The organism is Siphonobacter sp. BAB-5405, assembly GCF_002872335.1.
Classification (GTDB): Bacteria; Bacteroidota; Bacteroidia; order Cytophagales; family Spirosomataceae; genus Siphonobacter.
This window is the reverse complement of the sequence record NZ_NJAG01000036.1, coordinates 1-15,334: the sequence shown is the minus strand read 5'-3', so window position 1 is coordinate 15,334 and position 15,334 is coordinate 1. Positions and strand designations below refer to the sequence as shown.

Sequence of the window (15,334 nt, the reverse complement as noted above, 5' to 3'; positions counted from 1 at the left end):
AAAACGGACTGGAGATTAAGGACGATAGGCTTGCGATAAACGCTCCCGGTACTTTTTGTGCATCGATACGGAAAGCTGAATCGAGTTCCCTTTCTCCGTAGCCGGAAACGGATTCTGTTTTTTCACCCATTGCCACTCCCATTGCCGGATGTGCTGATCGAAGGCCTGAAGGTCCGGCTGTTGATTGGACTGAAGCGATTTCGTCAACAGCTGGAAAAACTGTTCCCAGCGGGGTTTGTAAAAATCGTTCAGCAGACCGCTCCACTGCCGATTTGAGTATTCGTGTAAGGGACTATTGGCATCTCCCCACAGCGTAATCAAATCCCGGGCATTTTGTTCGTAGAGGGCTTTTTCCTCGGCATTCGTTCCCCAGCTCCGGGCATCTTTCAGCCAGGGTCCCAGCATAAAATCCTTACGGGAAGCCAGTAGCTGGTCCATATCACTAATCAGGTCCAGAAAATCCTGGCTATACCGGGCAAAGGCCGCCTGGTCTTTCTTTTGGTAAGCCGTTTTCCATTGCTTCTGAACAATCAGGGCGTAGTTTGCCAGCACCTGCCGGGTTACATCGACCAGATCATACCGGAACCCGTCACTGTCCACGCCCTGCTGAGCGGCTTCAGTGAATAAATCCCAGGCGGGTAATAGCTCAGCGGGTGGATAGTTGAGTTTGGTACGCGTCCAAATCGTTGTGGAATCAAACGTAGGTCGTCCCGTAACAATCGATTCGGCTCCATCGCGAATGTCTTTGCCATTGTATACTGTGCGGCGTAACACCTGCCAGGCTTCGAGCAGTTTAGGATTCGTGGACCGGTAGCGATTTCGGGCGTACTTAGCCAGCCAGGAATCCAGTTCAATCGCGTCCCGCTGCCAGGTATGCTGCATCATCAGCTCATAAATGACGGGGTTTTGCTCAATGGCCTCCATCGTCAAACCAATACCCACCAGCTTGCCCGCTTTCGGATCATTCAAATCCTTCGCTGGATTCGCCGCTACGCCTTCCATACGACCAAAGAGGTTGACATTACCGCCAAAGTTATTGAGCATATTCCAGATCCAGGGCTTGCCGTGAAAGGCCTCCGTACGCTTCCAGACGGGCTCGATTTCAGCGGCCAGATCCAGCAGAATCATCCCATCGTCGGGTAGAGCCTTAAGCAGAGCTTCAATTTGCGGAGCTTTCCAGAATTTCCGGTCACTGTAAAACAACCAGCCCTGCATGACCCAAACCGCTTTGGGATCGGCCTGACGCATCCCTTCGTAAATCCGTTTGCTCAACTCGGAGAGGTACGCGGGGTCGTCGGTAGGCGGTTCGTTTTCGTTAAAGGTATCGGCAGAATAGAGGTGATCCGTACCAAAAAGCTTCGTCTGTTTTTCAAGGAATTTCTTACCGATTTCGGCAAACAATGGGTCTTCCGAATCCAGAATGTACGTATCGGCAAATCCGTTGGTCCAGTTGGTGGCCTTGAGTTTCGCCTGAGGATATTTCTTGCGGAAAGCGGCGGGTACGTGTCCTGTAAAGGCGGGCAGTACGGGTTTCATTCCCAATTCCCGTTCCCGTTTTACAATCTGTTCCTGAAGCGTTTTGTGACTATCCATCCAGCTTTGCGGCAGGGGTCCACCCCAGCCGTCCAGGTTTCCCATCCAGAACCACGAAAAATACGCCGGGCCGCTGAAGAAATCCTGTAAATCTTCTTTCGTGAAGCCCATGTCTTTATAGACTTCATTCCAGGTATACTCCTCTCCGGTAATGGCCAGCGGCATATTAATCCCGTGCAAAGCCATCCAGTCAATTTCGCGTTGCCAGCGGGGCCAGTCCCACCAGCTCATGCTGTAGTTAAACGTACAATAGTTGAGGTAATAGCGGTACTGGTACGGTGAGCTTTTGCTTACTTTCGTAGGGACTTTGGGTAAGGGCGAGGGCAGATTGAGATTTGTGCCGTTCCAGGTAACCTGGCAATGAGCGTATTCCGTCAGGTAGTGATACAGGGCCGAGGCTACGGCTACGCCGTTATTTCCCCGGAGAACGATTTTCCCTTGGGCACTTTCTACTTCAAAAACATTTTCATCGGAAGCACTGGGTAAAGCCTCCACTGTAAAAGCGGAATGGTGATTGGGAATGACCCGCTGGATCAATTGGCGGGAGGCTTGTACATTCAGCTGGGCCCAGGCCGCCGAAATGCTTAGTACGCCAGCCAGTAGCAGCGATGAGCAGGAACGGGATAGATTCATGGTTCAAAAATGTAGCGGGAAAATGGACTGCAGGTCCTCGAACAGCAAACGATGCAAAGGATCTCAAACGCCCTTTATTGCCCTGCAGAAAGATCGTGTGGTAAGTTTTTCAACGAAGAACGACGGATCGTCCTTCAGTTGAAAACTTGTTTTGATACCAGAAGTGTATGAAATCTAGTAGTTACTATTCTGAACGACCGTACCGCCCGAAGCATCAATCTCGTATTGAGGAATGGGGCGTAATAAGTGCTTGGTCGTCAGAGCCTTGTTGAGTTTCGCGTGCGGATTGTACGCCAGCGTACGCTCGATGAGCTTGTTGGTCCGTTTCAAATCCATCCAGCGGTTTACTTCACCCACTAATTCCCGGGCCCGCTCGTCCAGAATAAAGTCCAGCGTGATCTGAGCGGGCGTCAGAGCCGTCGTCAGTCCGGACCGCGAACGGAGCGTATTCACTAAACTGGCTGCTTTCGTAGTGTTTCCGGATTTCAGATAACCTTCGGCGGCCAGCAGATACGCTTCACCGGCCCGCATCATGATCATGTCGCGAGTACCTAAGGCCGGCTGATCCGCGTACACAAACGGTGCTCCGGGGTTATCAAACTTGCGGAACATGGGATAATGCACGTTCGTCACCCCATCGTTGGTAAAGTACTGATCGGGGTTGATGACCTTGTAGCGTTTCGCACTGATCTGAGCCTGCGTCCAGGAGGTTTTCGGGAAATAGATCGCCGTATCGCCGATTTTGATTAAACCATCCGTACTTACCTTGTCGGCAATCAGGGCCCGGCGGAACGTGGCTTCTGCCCGCTGGTCTTTATCGTCGAACAAGCTGTAGAAATAGGGTGTCGGGTTACGGCCAATTCCGTTCTGGTACAGGGTGCCCCGCGTCATACCGGGATAGTTAAAGTATTCGAACTTGTATAGCATGTGACGCGTATTACCCCAGCCCAGACTGGACGTAACGCTGCCGAACAGGTAGGAAAATACCGTCTCCTGGCTTCTTACGTTTTCCGTTGAGAATAAACGGGCAAACGAGGATTCGAGCGGGTGATTGGCTACCACCGTTTCCGCCAGACTAATCGAACGGGTTACATCCTCACTGACGGCAAAGGTTTTATAACTTCTGGTCAGCAGTACTTTCGATAACAGGTGACGTACGGCGTCTTTGGAAACCCGGCCGTATTCGCTGGGTTTGTCCTCTACCTTACTAAGAGCATCTTCCAGATCGGCTACGATGGCCTTGTACACTTCTTCTTCGGAAGCCCGTGGAAAGGACGTCTGAGCCGTATTGACCTGCTTCAGTACCAGCGGTACTCCGCCGTAGTTTTCTACCAGGTTGAAATACGCCCAGGCTCTGAAAAACTTGGCCTGTCCGATACCCGAAGTCTTCATGTTTGCCTCAACGCCCTGAATCAGGTCCGCGTTGTCGAGTAAGGTATTCGCTGCCGCAATATTGGCGTACTGATTGCCCCAGTATACCTGTAAGGCGTAAGTAGAGGGGTTCAAGTCCACGTAATCATTCAGCGGGTCGGTACCCGTGAGCGGACTGCTGCGGGTGACAATATCCGTTCCCAGATCTTCCAGCACGTATAACATGTCGGAAGCGTAACGGGTCGTATTGTTCCGGGAAACTTCGTAAACCCGAGCGAGTAACTGATTAAACGTTACGGCGTTCTTACTGGCATCTTCCAGCGTTTGCGACTGCCGGTTGGTTTCATCCAGAAATCCCTGACAGGACATGCCTAAAAACGCTACTGCGAGGGGTAATAATTTATTAATCTTCATCAGAATGCGTGTTTCGATGCTTTAAAAACTTAAGTTCAAACCAGCCATGTAAGTCCGCGACATAAAGGCTCCACCCCAGTCGTTACGCGAGGCATTTTCAGGATCCCAACCGTCGTATTTGGTAAACGTGAAGGGGTTTTGAACCGTCGCATACACCCGAAGGCTGCCGATGCGGGCCTTACTGAGCAGATCAGCGGGCAGGCGGTATCCTAAGGTCATGTAACCGACTTTCACAAAGGATACGTCCATGTACTTGTAGGCACTCGAATAAGTACCACCGTTACCGGGCTGAAACCAGTTACTGGTCTGGTTGTCAGGCGTCCAGTAGTCGGTGCGGTAGCCATTCCAGAGGCGGGCGGGCTCGTTGTCGTAAGCAAAGGCAAAGGACCGGTGGAAGTTACTGGCAGCCATTGCTCCCTGACTGGTATAGGCAAACACGGAAAGATCGAAGTTCTTGTACGTGAAGGAATGCGTCATACCACCCGTCCATTTCGGAGCGGAGTTACCGATGATCATCCGGTCACGACTTTCGGTGATTTGTCCGTCGCCGTCTACGTCAACTACGCGAACCTGTCCGGGCTTTTGACCGTATTTTCTCGCCTCTTCCACCTGATCGTTTCCCCAAATACCATTCGCTTTGAAGTAGTAGAAGGAACCCATCGGCTGGCCGACTTTGTGAATCAGCGTCGCTCCCTGCGAACCGAAGATGATTTCGTCGCTGCTTCCGTTGAGTTTAAGCACTTTGTTACGGTTGGCAGCAAAGTTCAGATTCACCGACCAGCGGAATTTGTTTGCATCGATTACGACGGCATTCAAGCCCAGCTCCACACCCCGGTTGCTCGCTTTTCCGATGTTGTCATACGTACCGGGAAAGCCCGTTGCCAGGGGTAGCGGACGGAAGAAAATGATGTTGTTCGTCGTCCGGTCGTACACGTCCAAAGAACCCGTCAGACGGTTTTTGAAAAGACCAAAGTCAAGACCTACGTTGATTTCAGCCGTATGCTCCCAGGTCAGGTTTTTGTTGGCAAGACCCGTGATGAACAGGGTACTCATACTCTGATCATTGATGTTGGTGTAGCTCGGTGACAACAGCGACAAAGAACCCAGCGGGGACAGACCGCCTCCGGCACCATTGTTACCCGTTTTACCGTAGCTAAGCCGAAGTTTGGCATCGGAGAACAGGTTCTGAGATTTCAGGAATCCTTCATCAATCATACGCCAGGCAAAAGCCGCCGAGGGGAAGAAGGCCCACTTGTTCCCTTCCGCCAGAATGGAGGAACCATCGTAACGACCCGTTACCGTAAAGATGTACTTGTCTTTCAGGCTGTAATTGATCCGACCCGTGAACGATTCAAGGGTTTGCTTGAGGTAGCGACTGGAGTAATTGTTGACCGTAGAACCCGCTCCCAGATTGTAAAACAGATAATCATCGGAGGAGAAGTTTCTTACTTGCAGGGCATAGGATTCGTTTTGGGCGTTGTACTGCGAATAAACAAACGTCGCATTAATTTTATTATCGTCGTTAATCTTGGTATCGTAATTGACAATATTGTCCCAGGTATACGAGAAATCCAGGTAGTTTTCCACCTGAGCCCGCGTACTGCTTTGATTACCCACGGAGCTTTTGGTATACTTTCCACGGTACTCACCGTAACGGGTATACTTGATGTTGGGTGAAAACTTGGACGTGAACGTCATACCGGGAACCAGCTTCAGTCGCACGGCAATGTCGCCCAGGTAATTGAGATACTTGGTTTCCCGAATTTCGTTCTCAATATCCAGTAAGGGGTTGGTCACCTGCGTTTCCTTCGCCGTCGGGAGGAATTTCAGACTACCATCTTCGTTGTACGCTCTTCCAATTGGTTTTAAGCGGTACGCACTTCGGAAGGCTTCAAAACTACCCGCGTTCTGCGTGGCTACCGTGACGTAGTTGTTGTAGCTCAAATTCAACCAGCTCGTCAGGTCACTGCTCAGGTTGCCCCGCAGCGTGTAGCGGTTAAAATCTTCGCCACGCGTCGTACCTTTATCCTGCGTATACCCAAAACCGATCGCATAGACGGTAGATTTATTTCCACCGCTTAAATCCAGGGTATGGTTGGTTTGAAAACCTTTCCGGGTAATCAGGTCGATCCAGTTCGTACTAACGCCGTCGTTGATGTTCTTCAACTCTTCCGCGTTCAGGTAATTGGGCAAGTTGACGTCATTACGGGTAAAATTGTAATTACCGGAAGCGTATTGATTGCCCACGACTACATCTTTCAGGTAATCCACGTATCCGGTCGTATTGTAAATGGGTGGTAAGTGATACACTTCTTTGACACCCACGTAGTTGTTATACCGAACGGTGAGTTTACCACTTTCCCCTTTTTTCGTCTGGATGATAACAACCCCGTTCGTACCCCGCGAACCGTAAATGGCCGTCGCCGAGGCATCTTTCAGCACGTCCATCCGATCAATATCGGCGGGGTTCAGAAAGGAAATATCGTTCACGAAGATACCATCAACGATAAACAGAGGGTTTTGTCCGGGCGTATACCCAGCATTGGCCGCCGTTTCGGTCGTGTGAATGGTACTGGCTCCCCGAATCCGGATGTTGAATCCACCGCTACCGGGTTTGTTATCCGTCCGCTGCACCATCACCCCGGGTACTTGTCCCTGAATAGCCGATGCCGCATCCACACGGTTTACTTTCTCAATGTTTTTGGAATCGATGGAAGCAACGGCACCCGTTACGTCTGATTTCTTCACGGTACCGTAACCGATCACGACCACTTCTTCCAGGCTTTTGATGTCCTGTTTCAGCTGAACGTCGAGGGTCGTACGCGTACCTACGGCTACTTCCTGACTCATATACCCGACCAGGGAGAAAACCAGGGTATTGTCGGCATTCTCGGGAATGGTCAATTTGAAATTCCCTTCCGCGTCCGTAGTATTTCCCCGGGAGGTACCTTTCAGGAGGATGTTCACTCCCGGTAGCCCTTCCCCTTTTTCATCGGTTACTTTACCGGTAATGACCTGATCCTGTACTTCCAGACTGGGTTGTTGCGAGGCCACCGGGCTACTGGAACGGGCGGACGTTTGCGGTAATTCCCGCTCCGTCGTTTTGTCCAGACGTTGTCCGACAATCAGATAGGCTCCGTCCTTCGCCTTGCGGTAGTGCAGACCGGAGTTTTTCAGCACACGGTCCAGATTTTCTTCCAGGCTGGCTTTGGGATCAAGAGCCGTTTTAGGCACCGTCAGACCCTGCACCAGCTGATCGCCGAAAAGAATATCAACGCCAAACCGCTCTTTTAGCTCATGTAATACGTCTTTAAGTTTCCGTTGGGAAGTATTTTTTAGCTGAAGTGAGGACTGCCACTCCGTCGGTGACAGCAAAGGACTAGCGGGCTGGCCAGGTAAAGCCAGGCAAACCACTAGCCCCCACGTGTGTAGGCTAGTAAAAAAAAGAGACATACGGAGATAGAGGGATTATGTGAGAGAAGTAGATTGTAAAATAATTTCTTTGTCCTGATGGATGATGCGTAAGTTCAGTACTTCGGCAATAATGCTGAGTAGCTCTTCGGCACTTTCGGCCGGATAGGCTCCTGACAAGGTAAGGGCAGCGGTCCGGGATTCAGGGATACGCAGGACGATCCCAAAATTTTCTTCAAAAAGGTACGTCAGCTCCTGAAGGGACGTTTCCTTGAACACGTAGCGGTGTTCACGCCAGCTGGAAAAATGATGGCTCCGATCCCATTTTTTAAGCTGAACGTTGCCTTTCGAGGGAAGCTTTACCAGATCGCCGGGTTTAAGTCGGACGGCATCCCCTTTGTTACCCTGTTTCTGGTAATGAAATTCGACGCTGCCCTGAAGTAAAGCTACTTCGGTAGCCCGGGAACGCGTGAAAAGGTTAAACTCGGTGCCCAATACGACTACTTCCGAACCGTGATCCGTTTTTACCACAAAAGGCTGATCATCCGGAGTATGGGTAATGGAAAAGAGGGCCTCCCCTTCGAGCTTCACTTGCCGACGCTTTCCCAAAATCCGAAACGGGGTACCTGCAGCGTGGAGTTGGCGTTCAGCGTTACGCGGCTTCCGTCGGTCAGTTGTACCACTTTCACTTGTCCATAGCCCGTGGCGTAACGCTGATTCAGTAACCGATCCTGGTAGAAGTATCCCAGTAGCACCAGAAGGGATGCCGCAATCGAAGGAAGCAGCCACTTCCGATAGTTACGCCAACGATCTGTACTTTCGGGTTCGACGTTTGAAAACGTAGGCCGTTGATCATTGTACAGAAAATCCTTAAACTGACTATACGCTTTCTCCTGATCCGGGTGGTATTGCAGGTGTGAGCGTTCCCATTCCTGCAACCATTCGTAAAACAATTCTTCGTTTTGTGGGTCCTGGCTCCACGCTTCGATTTGCTTTCGCTGCAAAACCGTCGCTTTGCCCGAAAAGAAATCAAAGATGAGCTGTTTATTAATGAGTGGATTCATGGTACGGATGTTATTGAGCAAGGCAGAAAGGAACGTCAGGCAACCTTAGTGAATAAAGAATATTCCTAAAAGGAGCTGGAACCAGCGGGATTTCAGCATTTCTCGAATGGTCTGGTTGGCCAGGCGAATTTGTACTTCGATGGTACGAACGGACAGGCCCAACTCAGCAGCGATTTCTGCGTACTTTCTGCCTTCAAAACGGTACATCAGGTAAATCTTCCGGCGTTGTACGGGCAGGGAATCAATGGCTTTTTCTACATCCTGATACAATTCATCGTATTGAGTGAGTGCATCGGGTTGCTGACTATGTTCGCTCAAATAAGCTTCTGCCTCTTCAATGGGTACGTCTCGCTGAAAGGACTGCCGAATGTAGTTGTAAGCCCGGTTGCGTACCGTTTTAAAGAGGTAAGCCCGGTACGAACTGGTGATGGTCGAAAAAACCTGTTTTTCATAGAATTGGCAGAACACTTCAGCGACCATATCCTCAGCAACCGACTTGGACCCTACAAAACGCACGGCATGACTGCACAGCTCCACGTAGTGCCGACGGAAGAGTATTTCACAACCTAGCCTTGGATTGGTCTCGAAGGTTTTTCGGGTAAAAAGCTCCTGATCAGAGCTTTTTAACGGCTCATGCTCCGTTTCATCGGCTGGAGAAACGGGATCAGTCGTTAGAAAAGAGTTCCAAGTGCTAGCTAGCTGCATAGAATCTTACATTATCGGTATGCCAAGTGGTGACAATTCAGGGGGAAGACACGGGAGCCCTAAAAATCCCTTAAGCCAAACTGGAAAATTTTTATATTTTTTTTTAACCCCTTCTGTAAGAGTTAAAAATCTGCTCAAAACCAGCAAAAAAGAAGGTATCGTGGCGGCGTTTTACAAAAAGGAGGAACAAATATAATAGAAATCCCTGGCAAGTCGCTCCATATAATTGGTAGGTAAAAATGGTTACTACCACTTTTTCATTAGATCATTTGAAATTATAGTTCAAAGATATTTATTCTTCATGGTTCTCTTGTAAAAGGCTAATGTATTAGGCCTTTATGAAAAAAATTATAAAACAGCATTGATAGATAATACGCTATATAGCGTTTTGGAAAGATTCCCTAACGGAGCGAACTTAGAATAATACTATTTTTAATCAGTTCTTCTTTTATAACTTGAAGACGGCAAAAGCTTAGGTTATTCGTTGATACGGCTGGTAACCTAAGAGCTTTCTATGGGTGAGGGGGTCATCTTCAAGCAAAAGCTATTGGTTGATCGTTCATCGTTATTAGTAGAGGGTCTAACCTCTTCATGGACTGCGTAAAACCGAACCCCGTTCTATCACATTTCATGTCGGAATTCCATTCTGGGGCTTAAGCCGCCTACCATTCCATGGGGGCCATTCCATGGGGGCCATCCCATGGTGGCTCCCTCCGCAATGCGGTGGCCTTGAGCAGGATGAAGTCAGCGGCATGCGATGCCCGGCATGGATGCATATGTACTAAAAGACCAGCCGTACCTACGGAACGAAATACTGACTTTATAAAACATTGCAGAAGCCTATTTATCCTGTTAAGAGAAACGAATACGTAAAACAACTCCCCCTACCACCCCTTACTTGATATTGATACTTTTTGGTTTGAATCCTGTTTTAGCCTATAGTCTGGGCTTTGCTGACCCTACTTATTACAACAACTTTTTCAAGAAGCATACGGGTTATACCACGCTGGCTTTTCGGAAGGGAGCCAGCAAGGACTGATCCGTACAGACAAGTTTTTTGAGCCGTAGAGGAAATAAAGCAACTAGAAACCGTACCGACTTTTGTCACGTCAAACTCTAAAAACAAACACGATGACAACGATACCCCAAATCAAACTTGGTAACGAGGGTCCCTTGGTTTCTAAACTCGGCCTAGGCTGTATGCGTATGTCGTCGGTGTGGGGAAGCCCTACTCCGGACGAAACTGAAAGTCTGGCCACCATTCAACTGGCCTTGGACAACGGTATTAACTTTCTCAACACCGGAGACTTTTACGGTAGCGGTCACAACGAAATGCTGGTAGGAAAAGCCATTAAAGGCCGACGCGATCAGGCTTTCATTAGCGTCAAATTCGGGGCGATTTTCTATAACGGCCAATGGATTGGCCTGGATCTGCGTCCCATTGCCATCAAAAATTTCATCAATTATTCGTTAGTACGGCTGGGAATTGATACCATCGATCTCTACCAGCCCTGCCGGCTGGATGACAGCGTTCCGGTAGAAGACGTGATTGGAACTGTGGCCGACCTGATCAAAGAAGGCAAGGTTCGCCACCTGGGTGTTTCGGAAATTACGGCGGATCAGTTACGCAAAGTCCATAGCGTATATCCGGTCACGGCTCTGGAAATTGGTTACTCCCTGGCGGATCGTCAGATTGAAAGCGACCTGCTCCCAACGGCTAAGGAATTAGGCATCAGCGTGGTGGCTTTTGCCAATACGGCGGAAGGCTTACTTACCGGAGCCATGCAAGCTCCCCTCCCTGCCGACGATTACCACAACCACTTCTCGCGTTTTCAGGGAGAAAATCTGATCAAAAACCTGGAAAAAGTGGAAGTACTCAAGCAACTGGCTCGAGACAAAGGCTGTACGCCCACGCAGCTAGCGATTGCCTGGGTCAATGCTCAGGGCGAATCTATTATGCCCCTGGTAAGTATGAGCCGACGGTCCCGGCTTCCCGAAAACCTGGCGGCGATGTCCATTACATTTACGCCCGAGGAAATGCACACCCTCAACACCACGTTTGCACCGGGTGCAATTCTGGGCAGTACCTACCTGCAGCGATAGATCCATTTTGTAGCTTTGCTCCGTGACGAATCCAACTGAATTATTTCCAGGACTGATTTTCTTCTCGTATTTATCCAAGCTGAAGAAGGAGAAAGTGGCCTTCCTTGAACACAACACCCTGGTATTTGTGGTTTCGGGTCATTTCTCCATGCAAACGGCTCATCAGCACATCACGATGGGTCGGGGTGAAATGCTGCTGATTCAGAAAAATCAGTTAGCAGAAATCACAAAAATGCCCCTGGAAGGCGAAGATTATCAGACCATTGTAATCAGATTACCGGAAGATGTTCTTCGTACCATTGCCCTGGAAGAGCAATGGGAAAGTAACCGAAAGTACGCAGGTCCGGCCAATCTCTTGATTCCGGGAAACGATTTTCTGCGGGCTTTCTTTCAGTCCATCATTCCCTACGTTCGTCACCCGGAGGAGAAAATAACGCACACGCTGGGTATGCTAAAAGTAAAGGAGGCGGTACACCTCCTCCTTTACACGTTACCCGAACTCCGGGAGTTGCTGTTTGATTTTTCGGAACCTTACAAGATGGACCTGGAAAAATTCATGCTTACGAACTTTCACTACAACGTTCCCGTCGAAAAATTCGCCCGACTGACGGGGCGGAGCCTGGCCGGATTCAAGCGTGATTTCCAGAAAACCTTCGGGATGGCTCCCCGGCACTGGTTACAGGAACGCAGACTGACGGAAGCCCGGCATCTGATCGAATCCAAGCACAGGAAACCCTCGGCCATCTATCTTGACCTGGGCTTTGAAAGCCTTTCGCATTTTTCTCACGCCTTCAAAAAGAAATTCGGCAAGGCTCCTACGGAATGGAGTGTACAAGGGAACGAGTACCTTTAATACACAGAAGTCTATGTATCAGACTTCTTTTGTTTCATACCTAGTACGGTACTCCGGTCCATGCGTATTTGTAATTGACGATACCCGTAATTAGTAGAGCATCTTACGGCTTGTCTAGTTGTCATGAAAGATGTTATCATATTGTGAAGTATACGGATGAAGCGTGCAGGTAGAGTAGCTAAACTCTATTTTCGGGGCAACCGTTGGGAACGTATCCAGTCGGCGTAAAAACCGCGTGTATAGAATCCCATCATCCCAAGAAACAATAGTTGCTTCATCCCTATGCTTCGTTTTACCTTCCTTTTCTGGATCCTTGCTTTTTCGGTTCAGGGGCAAACCCGGCCCGTTCAGGACATTATTCGTCAATTACACAATCCCAAATCTACGGAAGTACTGGTGGTAGCTCACCGGGGCGATTGGCGGTATGCCCCCAAAAACTCCGTGCTTAGCCTCGAACACGCCATTCAAATGGGCGTGGATATCGTCGAAATTGATCTGAAGAAAACCAAAGACGGGGTACTGATTCTCTTACACGATGCTACGCTCAATCGTACCACTACCGGCCATGGCAAACCCAGTGAGTATACCTGGGCTGAACTCCAGCAGCTTACGCTTAAAAATGAGCACGGTGGACCGACCCGCCAAAAGATCATGACCTTCGAAGACTGCATGAAACGAGCCAAGGGCCGGGTGATGATCAACATCGATAAAGGGTACGATTACTTTAAAGAAGCCCACCAAATTCTGGAGGCAACGGGTACGATGGATCACGCCATCATCAAAGCCGGTAAATCTTATGAGACGGTAAAAGCCGAAAACGGGGAACTGCTGGGCGGCAAGCTGGCTTTTATGCCGATTGTAAATCTGGCGAAGCCCGAGGCTCAGTCGGTGATTGAATCCTACGAAAAGCATCTAAAACCCGTGGCGTACGAACTCAACTTCGCAACAGATAGCGTTCTGCTTCACTCCAACTATCAATCCATTCGCAAAAGCGGCTCCAAACTCTGGCTCAATAGTCTTTGGGCTAGTTTGAATGGCGGGCACGATGATGAGAAAAGTATCGAAGAAAACGATCCTGAAGCGGGTTGGGGCTGGCTGATTGCCCACGGAGCCACGCTCATTCAAACCGACCGACCCCAGGAGTTGCTGGCTTACCTTCGCAAAAAGGGATTACACCCTTAAATTCTCTGGGTTTGCACCCGCTTGATCGTTTCGATCGGAGTTCAACGCATGTGATATGACTTACAAGCGAGTGAAGGACGAACGGATTTTTTTGTCTTCTTAAACTACTGATTTTTGTACCTGGAACGTATCAACTTCCTGCTTAAAAAAAGATCTCGGCTTTCCCTATAAGATGAACAACTTAGCTCTTATAAAATGATATAAATCAATACCTTATCTAAAAAGATACCAACTGGTAAAAAGTGATTTCAATCAGTTAAAACCCCGACCTGTCTCAGCTCAGGAGTCCTGGAAAACCACGTACTTTGGTCCGTCAAACCAACCTGCGATGCCATGAAAACGATTCTGGTTCCGACGGATCTAAGTCCCTTTTCCTTACAAGCTTTGGAAGTGGCCGCTGAGCTGGCTCGAACGCATCCAGCCCGCATCCTTCTGCTTCATACGGTTCTGGATGAAGACCTGGCTTATTTATCTGCTAACGATTCGGCGTTACAGTTCTCGGAAGAATTAGAACCTGCTTTCGAGAAAGCCCGTTACCGCGACGAAGCTGAATTAGAAGCCTGGATCAGCCATCCGCTCTATGCGGGAATCGACATTCAGATTGAAGCAGGAAAAACGTTGAAAGGATTCCTGGAGTGCCTCTCCGATTATCACCCCGACCTGATCATTATGGCTTCGAAAGGAGCATCCGGCCTCAAGGAATTGGCTGGGGGCTCCCACGCGGAAGCCGTGATGCAGCAGGCCCATTGTCCGGTATTGATTCTGAAAGAACCGATCAGACCTTTTCATCCCAGACGAATCCTAACGGCCGTGGATGTAGACAACCGGGTGCCCGCTATCCTACCCAAACCTTTTTTCCTGAATATCCGCGAACGGGACGATTACCTTTTTGTGATGAAACCCTTCGATACGCGTTCGGAAGAAGAAATTCAGCAGTTGATGAACCTTTGGGCTCAAAAGCAGCAGCTGGACTCCTACCGTTTGCACATCGGCCGCCATTCGTCCACGGCCAAAGGCATTCTCGAATATGCGACGGAAGTATCCGCCGATGTACTGGTCCTGTTTACACACGCCCGCAAAGGAATCCAACACTTCCTCTACGGTAGTGTGGCCGAAACCGTACTAAACCGGGCTGAGTTACCCGTCTTGATCATTCATTTATCTTAAATTACCTATGGAAAAGCTATTTCAAGGAAAAACGGCTTTAGTAACCGGTGCCGCTTCGGGCATCGGCAGAGCAGTAGCCCTGCTCTACAGCCAGTACGGAGCCCAGGTTATGGTATCTGATTTGGCCGATGGACAGGCCGTGGTTGAAGAGATAACCGCAGCCGGAGGTATTGCTCATTTCTATCAGGCTGACGTAGCGGATCCCCGGCAGTGTCAGCAACTGGTACAGGAGACCGTTCGTCGGTTTAAAAAGCTGGATTTTGCCTGTAACAATGCCGGTATTGGTGGTGAATTGAATGTTACGGCCGATTATTCGCTGGAAGGCTGGCAAAAAATCATGGATGTGAACCTGAACAGCGTGTTTTACTGCATGAAATATGAGCTGGAAGTAATGCTGACCCAGGGCTCGGGATCGATCGTAAACATGGGTTCGATTTTAAGTCAGGTGGCCACCGCTCACTCGCCCGGGTACGTAGCGGCGAAACACGCCGTAGTAGGGTTAACGCAAACGGCGGCCCTGGAATACGCCCCCAAAGGCATCCGCATCAATACCGTTGGCCCGGCTTACATTGATACGCCCCTGCTCAAAAATTTACCAGCCGAAGCCCGGCAGTTGCTCATCGGAATGCATCCGATGGGTAGACTGGGGCGTTCGGAAGAGGTCGCTGAATTAGTCATTTGGCTTTCTTCCGATAAAGCCTCCTTCGTGACTGGGTCGTACTATCCCGTAGACGGCGGCTACCTGGCTCAATAGGGCTACCGGTCTTTCTTGCATTAGCTAATCTTACACCTTAAAAAATCCCTACTGTTGTCTAGACTTCCCGGAAAGAAGTTTTCA

11 protein-coding genes are annotated in these 15,334 nt (G+C 49.5%); 5 read left to right on the top strand and 6 right to left on the bottom strand.

The annotated features are described in order from the left end of the window. Positions 1 to 15: 15 nt before the first annotated feature. The 6 genes from BWI97_RS19535 to BWI97_RS19515 form a co-directional block, all read right to left on the bottom strand. Positions 16 to 2,226: an alpha-N-acetylglucosaminidase gene (locus BWI97_RS19535; RefSeq protein ID WP_102202427.1), complete on the bottom strand. Its 2,211-nt coding sequence runs from the start codon at positions 2,224 to 2,226 to the stop codon at positions 16 to 18. 174 nt (positions 2,227 to 2,400) lie between these two features. Further along, positions 2,401 to 4,011: a RagB/SusD family nutrient uptake outer membrane protein gene (locus BWI97_RS19530; protein ID WP_102202426.1), complete on the bottom strand. Its 1,611-nt coding sequence runs from the start codon at positions 4,009 to 4,011 to the stop codon at positions 2,401 to 2,403. Positions 4,012 to 4,032: 21 nt separating this feature from the next. Beyond that, on the bottom strand, positions 4,033 to 7,464 hold the full coding sequence (locus tag BWI97_RS19525; protein WP_102202425.1) for a SusC/RagA family TonB-linked outer membrane protein: 3,432 nt from the start codon (positions 7,462 to 7,464) through the stop codon (positions 4,033 to 4,035). Positions 7,465 to 7,479: 15 nt separating this feature from the next. Continuing rightward, complete coding sequence (locus BWI97_RS19520) at positions 7,480 to 8,031, bottom strand: FecR family protein (RefSeq protein WP_158242799.1); 552 nt, start codon at positions 8,029 to 8,031, stop codon at positions 7,480 to 7,482. After that, positions 8,010 to 8,486 carry a hypothetical protein gene (locus BWI97_RS27725; protein WP_158242798.1) on the bottom strand — a complete coding sequence of 159 codons (477 nt, stop codon included), beginning with the start codon at positions 8,484 to 8,486 and terminating at the stop codon, positions 8,010 to 8,012. The genes BWI97_RS19520 and BWI97_RS27725 overlap by 22 nt, the downstream gene beginning before the upstream one ends. Positions 8,487 to 8,531: 45 nt before the next feature. Beyond that, on the bottom strand, positions 8,532 to 9,191 hold the full coding sequence (locus BWI97_RS19515) for an RNA polymerase sigma-70 factor (RefSeq protein ID WP_102202423.1): 660 nt from the start codon (positions 9,189 to 9,191) through the stop codon (positions 8,532 to 8,534). A gap of 1,131 nt (positions 9,192 to 10,322) precedes the next feature. Here BWI97_RS19515 and BWI97_RS19510 point away from each other — a divergent pair. From BWI97_RS19510 to BWI97_RS19490, 5 genes are all read left to right on the top strand, one after another. Beyond that, a complete protein-coding gene (locus BWI97_RS19510; RefSeq protein WP_102202422.1) occupies positions 10,323 to 11,294 on the top strand; it encodes an aldo/keto reductase in 972 nt (323 codons plus the stop codon). A 22-nt stretch (positions 11,295 to 11,316) separates the two neighbouring features. Continuing rightward, complete coding sequence (locus BWI97_RS19505; RefSeq protein WP_102202421.1) at positions 11,317 to 12,147, top strand: AraC family transcriptional regulator; 831 nt, start codon at positions 11,317 to 11,319, stop codon at positions 12,145 to 12,147. 282 nt (positions 12,148 to 12,429) lie between these two features. After that, a complete protein-coding gene (locus tag BWI97_RS19500; protein ID WP_102202420.1) occupies positions 12,430 to 13,329 on the top strand; it encodes a glycerophosphodiester phosphodiesterase family protein in 900 nt (299 codons plus the stop codon). 333 nt (positions 13,330 to 13,662) lie between these two features. Continuing rightward, entirely contained in the window at positions 13,663 to 14,496 is an 834-nt protein-coding gene (locus tag BWI97_RS19495; RefSeq protein ID WP_102202419.1) for a universal stress protein, read from the top strand. A 7-nt stretch (positions 14,497 to 14,503) separates the two neighbouring features. Next, positions 14,504 to 15,250, top strand: coding sequence for an SDR family NAD(P)-dependent oxidoreductase (locus tag BWI97_RS19490; RefSeq protein WP_102202418.1), 747 nt, complete (start codon positions 14,504 to 14,506; stop codon positions 15,248 to 15,250). Positions 15,251 to 15,334 lie beyond the last annotated feature (84 nt).